This is a genomic window from Rhodopila sp., assembly GCF_035548235.1.
Taxonomy (GTDB): domain Bacteria; phylum Pseudomonadota; class Alphaproteobacteria; order Acetobacterales; family Acetobacteraceae; genus Rhodopila.
Genome location: NZ_DASZTJ010000038.1, coordinates 21,220 through 27,716, shown reverse-complemented (window position 1 = coordinate 27,716; position 6,497 = coordinate 21,220). Strand labels below are relative to the sequence as shown.

General features: G+C 67.2%; 7 protein-coding genes. 6 read left to right on the top strand and 1 reads right to left on the bottom strand.

Features of this window, described 5'->3' with window-relative positions; all coding sequences use genetic code 11:
* Positions 1 to 324: 324 nt before the first annotated feature.
* Positions 325 to 2,094 (bottom strand): asparagine synthase (glutamine-hydrolyzing), encoded by a 1,770-nt coding sequence (gene asnB / locus VHB27_RS03200; protein ID WP_325597477.1) that lies wholly within the window; start codon positions 2,092 to 2,094, stop codon positions 325 to 327.
* A gap of 516 nt (positions 2,095 to 2,610) precedes the next feature.
* On the opposite strand from asnB, the gene rpsL reads away from it, so the two are divergent.
* The 6 genes from rpsL to rplD all read left to right on the top strand — a co-directional run bounded on the left by rpsL (position 2,611) and on the right by rplD (position 6,483).
* Positions 2,611 to 2,982: a 30S ribosomal protein S12 gene (rpsL, locus tag VHB27_RS03195; RefSeq protein ID WP_325597476.1), complete on the top strand. Its 372-nt coding sequence runs from the start codon at positions 2,611 to 2,613 to the stop codon at positions 2,980 to 2,982.
* A 12-nt stretch (positions 2,983 to 2,994) separates the two neighbouring features.
* Entirely contained in the window at positions 2,995 to 3,471 is a 477-nt protein-coding gene (gene rpsG, locus VHB27_RS03190; RefSeq protein ID WP_325597475.1) for a 30S ribosomal protein S7, read from the top strand.
* 48 nt (positions 3,472 to 3,519) lie between these two features.
* Positions 3,520 to 4,707 (top strand): elongation factor Tu, encoded by a 1,188-nt coding sequence (gene tuf, locus VHB27_RS03185; protein ID WP_325597474.1) that lies wholly within the window; start codon positions 3,520 to 3,522, stop codon positions 4,705 to 4,707.
* Between the two features lie 87 nt (positions 4,708 to 4,794).
* Positions 4,795 to 5,103 (top strand): 30S ribosomal protein S10, encoded by a 309-nt coding sequence (rpsJ, locus tag VHB27_RS03180; protein ID WP_048860021.1) that lies wholly within the window; start codon positions 4,795 to 4,797, stop codon positions 5,101 to 5,103.
* A gap of 4 nt (positions 5,104 to 5,107) precedes the next feature.
* Positions 5,108 to 5,818: a 50S ribosomal protein L3 gene (gene rplC / locus VHB27_RS03175; RefSeq protein WP_325597473.1), complete on the top strand. Its 711-nt coding sequence runs from the start codon at positions 5,108 to 5,110 to the stop codon at positions 5,816 to 5,818.
* 11 nt (positions 5,819 to 5,829) lie between these two features.
* Positions 5,830 to 6,483 (top strand): 50S ribosomal protein L4, encoded by a 654-nt coding sequence (gene rplD, locus VHB27_RS03170; RefSeq protein WP_325597472.1) that lies wholly within the window; start codon positions 5,830 to 5,832, stop codon positions 6,481 to 6,483.
* The last annotated feature ends 14 nt before the right edge of the window (positions 6,484 to 6,497 follow it).

The following is a 6,497-nucleotide window of genomic DNA, read 5'->3' as shown; positions in this document are numbered from 1 at the left end:
GCAACGCGTGCACCAAGGCGTTCTCATAGACTTTCTCCAAGAACCCGGTCCGGTCCCCGGAGTACGCATCACCATCAAGGGCAGCCGATGATCTGCTTGGATAGGGCACCAAGCCTATCCCGACAGTCATCCATTTGCGTGTTCGGCGTGCTTTGCGGTTCCATTTTCCTTACCCGCCCGCACGATATCTGCCCGCACGATCCCGATCCATTCCGTCAACGGACCCCCCGCCTCCCACCCATGTCGGACATTCAAACCAAGACACGACCGGCAAACCAAGACACGACCGGCGAAGTTGAGCGGTCCTGCTGCCAATCGGCGGGATCAGACGCGCCCGGCCGACAGCGTTTCGAACACGTCCCCCGCGGGTGGCAGGCCCAGGACGTGCCGCCTGTGCCACAGCGCGTAGAACAGCAGTTTCCAGCAGGCGAAGCCCTGCCGCCAGCGATGGATGTTGCGGAACAGCGACTCGACCCGGTCCGGATAGGCGATCTCGGCGATTCCCGGCTGGACGGCGACCAGCGGCCCCAACCGGTGGCCCTGCGCCTTGATCCAGGCGCCGATCGGAACGGTGAAACCGGATTTCGGCGCAAAGGGCTGCGCGGCAGGCATGTTCTTCGCCAGCCATTGCCGGAGGATCCATTTCCCCGTCTTGCCGCGCAGCTTCAGGTGATCGGGCAGGCGGAACGCCGCGTCCATCACGCCGCGGTCCAGGAACGGGGTCCGTCCCTCCACCGCGTGGGCCATCGTGCAGCGGTCGAGCTTCAGCATCAGGTCGTGCGGCAGCCAGTCGGTCATGTCCAGCGCCTGGGCGGCCATCAGCGCCGAACGGCCGCCGTCGCCGGCGCGGGCCTCGGACGCGGCCATGCCGTCGCGCCAGGACATCGGCCGGGTCCGCAGTACCGGGACCTTGTCGAAGCTGCCGGCCGCCCACATCGCCTGCCCGCCGCGCCACCACGGCAGCGTCGCCTCGCGATAGCGGGGATAGCCGCCGAACACCTCGTCGCCGCCTTCGCCGGTCAGCACCACCTTGACGTCCTGGCGTGCGCGGCGGGCCAGGAACCAGGTCGGGATGACGGCGTAATCCATGGCCGGATCGTCCATCGCGGCGACGATCTCGGGCAGATGGCGCCAGACCATCGCCTCGGTCACCTCGATCGATTCGTGCTTCGCCCCCGCCGCCTTGGCGATGGCGGCCGCCTGCTCGCGCTCCTTGACCGATCCCGGCGCATCGAACCCGGCGGTGAAGGCCAGCACCGGCCGCTCGTTCAGCCGCGCCATCAGCGCCAGGATCACCGCGCTGTCGATCCCGCCCGACAGGAACATGCCGTACGGGACGTCGCTGCGCTGGTGCAGGCCCACGCTCTCGGTCAACGCGTCGTCCAGCCGCGCCAGCGCCTCGTCCTCCGAGATCGACTCGGGCGGCAGGGCCGGGACCGCCGCGATTCGCCGCCGGTCCAGGATGTGTCCGTCGGCGCAGACGATCGTCTCGCCCGGCAGGACGCGCTGGATGCCGGGGAAGATCGTCTCCGCCCCGGTCGTGAACTGCAACTGCATCAGTTCCTCGACCGCCGCGGGCCTCACGGCTCTGGCCACCAGCCCCGACTCCAGCAGCGCCTGGGCTTCCGAGGCGAAGGCGAGGCCGCCCTCGACCGACGTCAGGTAGAGCGGCTTGATGCCGAACGGATCGCGCGTGAGGGTGACGGTGCGGCGCACCCGTTCATGGATCGCGATGCCGAACATGCCCCGCAACTCCTTGGCATAATCGGCGCCGAGCCGGGCCCACAGGTGCAAGGGGGGCTCGCAATCGGAGTCGCTGCTGAAATTGACGTCGGGCAGCGCGGCGCGGAGTTCGCGGTCATTGTAGATCTCGCCGTTCCCCACCAGGGCGGCGGCACCGGCGAACAGGGGCTGGTCGCCGGTCGCCAGGTCGATGACCGCCAGCCGGCTGTGCAGCAGCGCGACGCGGCCGACGACGGCGTGGCCCTGCCCATCGGGACCCCGGTGCTGGAGCGCCCGCATCAGCTTGGCCAGCACGGCCTGGTCCGGGGCGGGCGAGGAGGGATGGAGGATCAATCCGGCGATGCCGCTCATTCTCGGGTCGGTTTCCTTGCGTTCGGGGCGTCCGGGCCGCGCCGTGGCGACGGCGCCGCCCGGCGGTCTTGTGGACCAGTCGACGGCCGCGGCCAATGGGTTAGCCAATGGGACCCCCAAAGGGGCGGCCAATGGAGCGGCCAAAAGGAACGGCCAGCGGGACGGCCAGCGGGACAGCCGGCGGGCGGCCGGTGCGGGTCTCGCGCATGCTAACGCGGGAGACATGCCGCCGGAACCAGACAGGTCTGCATCTTCACCGCGATTTTCGATGCTTGACTCGCAACCGAGCGGCTTCTAGACATCGCGCCCTCGGCCGACCCCGGTTATGCGTGGGATGGTCGCTGGTTCGCAGGCATATGGCGCATGCGGTGCCGTCCGGTCAGGGACCGGGCTTAGGCCGTAAGCAAGGTAAACCCGCGGGATGGGGCCTTATGGTTCCGGACCCGTGGGCATGTCTGTTACCGGTGGCCCGATCATGCGCCGGCGACGCTCGTTTGAAGGATAGAGATAAGGCGCATGCCGACGATCAACCAGCTCATCGCCAAGGGGCGGGAGCCGCAGAAGACGCGGAACAAGGTTCCCGCCCTGCAGGGCTGCCCGCAGAAGCGCGGCGTATGCACGCGCGTCTATACGACGACGCCGAAGAAGCCGAACTCGGCCTTGCGCAAGGTGGCGAAGGTCCGCCTGACGAACGGCTACGAAGTGGTCAGCTACATCCCGGGCGAGGGGCACAACCTGCAGGAACACTCGGTGGTTCTGATCCGCGGCGGGCGCGTGAAGGACTTGCCGGGCGTGCGGTACCACATCCTGCGCGGCGTGCTGGATACCCAGGGCATCGCCAAGCGCCGCCAGCGTCGTTCGCTGTACGGCGCGAAGCGGCCGAAGTAAGGGGCGCAGGGAATGTCTCGTCGTCACCGCGCGGAGAAGCGCGAAATCCTGCCGGACGCGAAGTTCGGCGATGTCGTCATCAGCCGTTTCATGAACGCGCTGATGTATGACGGCAAGAAGTCCGCGGCCGAGGGCATCGTCTACAACGCCCTCGATGTGCTGAAGCGCCGGGGCGGCCAGCAGGCCGATCCGGTGCGGATGTTCCATGAGGCGCTGGACAACGTGAAGCCGGCTGTCGAGGTTCGCTCGCGGCGTGTCGGCGGCGCCACCTACCAGGTGCCGGTCGAGGTGCGGACGGAACGGCGCCAGGCCCTGGCCATCCGCTGGATCATCGACGCTGCCCGTAAGCGCGGTGAGCACACGATGCAGGACCGGCTTTCGAACGAGCTGCTGGACGCGGTGAACAATCGCGGCGCGGCGGTCAAGAAGCGTGAAGACACCCACCGGATGGCGGAAGCCAACAAGGCGTTCAGCCACTACCGCTGGTAGGCACAGTTCAAACCCAACAGATCCGCTGCGGGATCGACGGAGAGTACGATGGCTAAGTCAAAGTTCGAGCGGAACAAGCCGCACTGCAATATCGGCACGATCGGCCACGTTGACCATGGCAAGACGTCGCTGACCGCGGCGATCACCAAGGTCCTGGCCGAGACCGGCGGCGCGACGTTCACCGCCTATGACCAGATCGACAAGGCGCCGGAAGAGAAGGCGCGCGGCATCACCATCTCGACCGCCCACGTCGAGTATGAGACGGAAAACCGTCACTATGCCCACGTCGACTGCCCGGGCCACGCCGACTACGTGAAGAACATGATCACCGGCGCCGCGCAGATGGATGGCGCCATCCTGGTCGTGTCCGCTGCCGACGGCCCGATGCCGCAGACCCGTGAGCACATCCTGCTGGCCCGCCAGGTCGGCGTGCCCGCGCTGGTCGTGTTCCTGAACAAGATGGACATCGCCGACCCGGAACTGGTCGAGCTGGTCGAGCTGGAAGTGCGCGACCTGCTGTCGTCCTACCAGTTCCCGGGCGACGACATCCCCATCATCAAGGGTTCGGCGGTCTGCGCGCTGGAAGGCAAGCAGCCGGAGCTGGGCCATGACGCGATCCTGGAGCTGATGCGCGCGGTCGACAGCTATATCCCGCAGCCGGAGCGTGCGACGGACCGTCCGTTCCTGATGCCGATCGAAGACGTGTTCTCGATCTCGGGCCGCGGCACCGTGGTGACCGGCCGCGTCGAGCGCGGCATCGTGAAGGTCGGCGAGGAAGTCGAGATCGTCGGCATCAAGCCGACCACCAAGACCACCGTGACCGGCGTCGAGATGTTCCGCAAGCTGCTCGACCAGGGCCAGGCGGGCGACAACATCGGCGCGCTGCTGCGCGGCACGAAGCGTGAGGACGTGGAGCGCGGCCAGGTGCTGGCCAAGCCGGGCACGATCACGCCGCACACGAAGTTCAAGGCCGAGGCCTACATCCTGACGAAGGAAGAGGGCGGCCGCCACACCCCGTTCTTCACCAACTACCGTCCGCAGTTCTACTTCCGCACGACCGACGTGACGGGCGTGGTGCAGCTGCCGGAAGGCACCGAGATGGTGATGCCGGGCGACAACGTGTCGATGGACGTCGAACTGATCGCGCCGATCGCGATGGACGACGGCCTGCGCTTCGCGATCCGCGAAGGCGGCCGGACCGTCGGCGCGGGCGTGGTCGCGTCAATCACGGCCTAGCATCTGAAACGACGCCGGCGCCCCGGCCGTCTGACGGACGGTTGGGGCGCCGGCTCTCGTTTCGGCGGGAAGAGACAAGAGCGAACGATGGACAATCAGAATATCCGCATCCGTTTGAAGGCCTACGATCACCGCGTGCTGGACAACAGCACGAAGGAGATCGTCAACACGGCCAAGCGCACGGGTGCGCGGGTTCGCGGACCGATCCCGCTGCCGACCCATATCGAGCGGTTCACCGTCAACCGGTCGCCGCACGTGGACAAGAAAAGCCGCGAGCAGTTCGAGATCCGGACGCATCGCCGGCTTCTGGACATTGTTGAACCGACCCCGCAGACGGTGGACGCGCTGATGAAGCTCGACCTCGCCGCCGGCGTGGACGTTGAGATCAAGATCTAAGACCATGGCCCAAGGGAACAAATCTCCTCTCCGCACCGGGCTGCTGGCGAAAAAGCTGGGCATGACCCGAATCTTCAAGGACGACGGCACCCATGTGCCCGTGACCGTCCTGCATCTCGACCAGGTTCAGGTCGTCGCCGCCCGGACGCAGGAGAAGGACGGCTACACCGCCGTCCAGCTTGGCTTCGGCAAGGCGAAGGTGAAGAACGTCTCGCAGCCGATGCGCGGGCACTTCGCCAAGGCGAAGGTGGAGCCGAAGAAGAAGCTGGTCGAGTTCCGCGTCGATGCCGACGCGGTGCTGGAGCCCGGCGCGACCCTGTCGGCGGCGCATTTCGTGCCGGGCCAGAAGGTCGATGTCTGCGGCACCTCGAAGGGCAAGGGCTTCGCCGGCGGCATGAAGCGCTGGAACTTCGCCGGCCTGGAGGCCTCGCACGGCGTGTCGATCAGCCATCGCTCGCTGGGCTCGACCGGTAACCGCCAGGATCCGGGCAAGACCTTCAAGAACAAGAAGATGGCCGGTCATCTGGGGCAGGAGCGGATCACCACGCTCAACCTGGAAGTGGCGGCGGTCGATGCCGAACGCGGCCTGATCATGATCAAGGGCGCGGTTCCGGGGTCGAAGGACAGCTATGTGCTGGTGCGCGACGCGGTGAAGCGGGCGCGTCCGGCGGATGCGGCCTATCCGGCTTCGCTGGTTGAAGCGCCGGCGGCCTGAGGGAACAGACGATGCAAGTCGATATCATCACCCTGGAGAACGCGCCGGCCGGCACCGCCGAACTGCCGGACGAGTTCTTCGCGGCCGCGCCGCGCCAGGACATCATGGCGCGCGTGGTGCATTGGCAGTTGTCCAAGCGCCGGGCCGGCACGCACAAGGTCAAGGGCGTGTCGGAAGTCTCCGGCACCACCAAGAAGCCTTACAAGCAGAAGGGCACCGGCAACGCCCGCCAGGGCAGCCTGCGTTCGGTGCAGTTCCGCACCGGCGGCGTGGCGCACGGTCCGGTGGTCCGTTCGCACGAGTACAGCCTGAACAAGAAGGTCCGCCGGCTGGGCCTGATCTCCGCGCTGTCGCAGAAGGTGGCGGAGAAGAAGCTGGTCGTGATCTCGGGCGCCGGCGGCGACACCAAGACGAACGCACTGGCGAAGAAGATCAAGGCGCTGGGCTGGTCCTCGGCGCTGATCATCGACGGCGCGGTGGACGAAGGGTTCGGCCGCGCGGTGCGCAACCTGCACATGGTGGACGTGCTGCCGACGGTGGGCGCGAATGTCTATGACATCCTGCGCCACGACGTGCTGGCGATCACCACCGCCGGGCTGGAGGGGCTGAAGGCCCGCCTGAACGGCAAGGTCGCCGAGGCCCCCGCCGCAGGAGAGGCAGCATGACCGCCGCGCTGAAG

What these genes read in the sequence shown, in the direction of transcription:
- asnB (WP_325597477.1), bottom strand. Translation starts at nt 2,094, where the DNA reads ATGAGCGGCATCGCCGGATTGATCCTCCATCCCTCCTCGCCCGCCCCG.
- rpsL (WP_325597476.1), top strand. Translation starts at nt 2,611, where the DNA reads ATGCCGACGATCAACCAGCTCATCGCCAAGGGGCGGGAGCCGCAGAAG.
- rpsG (WP_325597475.1), top strand. Translation starts at nt 2,995, where the DNA reads ATGTCTCGTCGTCACCGCGCGGAGAAGCGCGAAATCCTGCCGGACGCG.
- tuf (WP_325597474.1), top strand. Translation starts at nt 3,520, where the DNA reads ATGGCTAAGTCAAAGTTCGAGCGGAACAAGCCGCACTGCAATATCGGC.
- rpsJ (WP_048860021.1), top strand. Translation starts at nt 4,795, where the DNA reads ATGGACAATCAGAATATCCGCATCCGTTTGAAGGCCTACGATCACCGC.
- rplC (WP_325597473.1), top strand. Translation starts at nt 5,108, where the DNA reads ATGGCCCAAGGGAACAAATCTCCTCTCCGCACCGGGCTGCTGGCGAAA.
- rplD (WP_325597472.1), top strand. Translation starts at nt 5,830, where the DNA reads ATGCAAGTCGATATCATCACCCTGGAGAACGCGCCGGCCGGCACCGCC.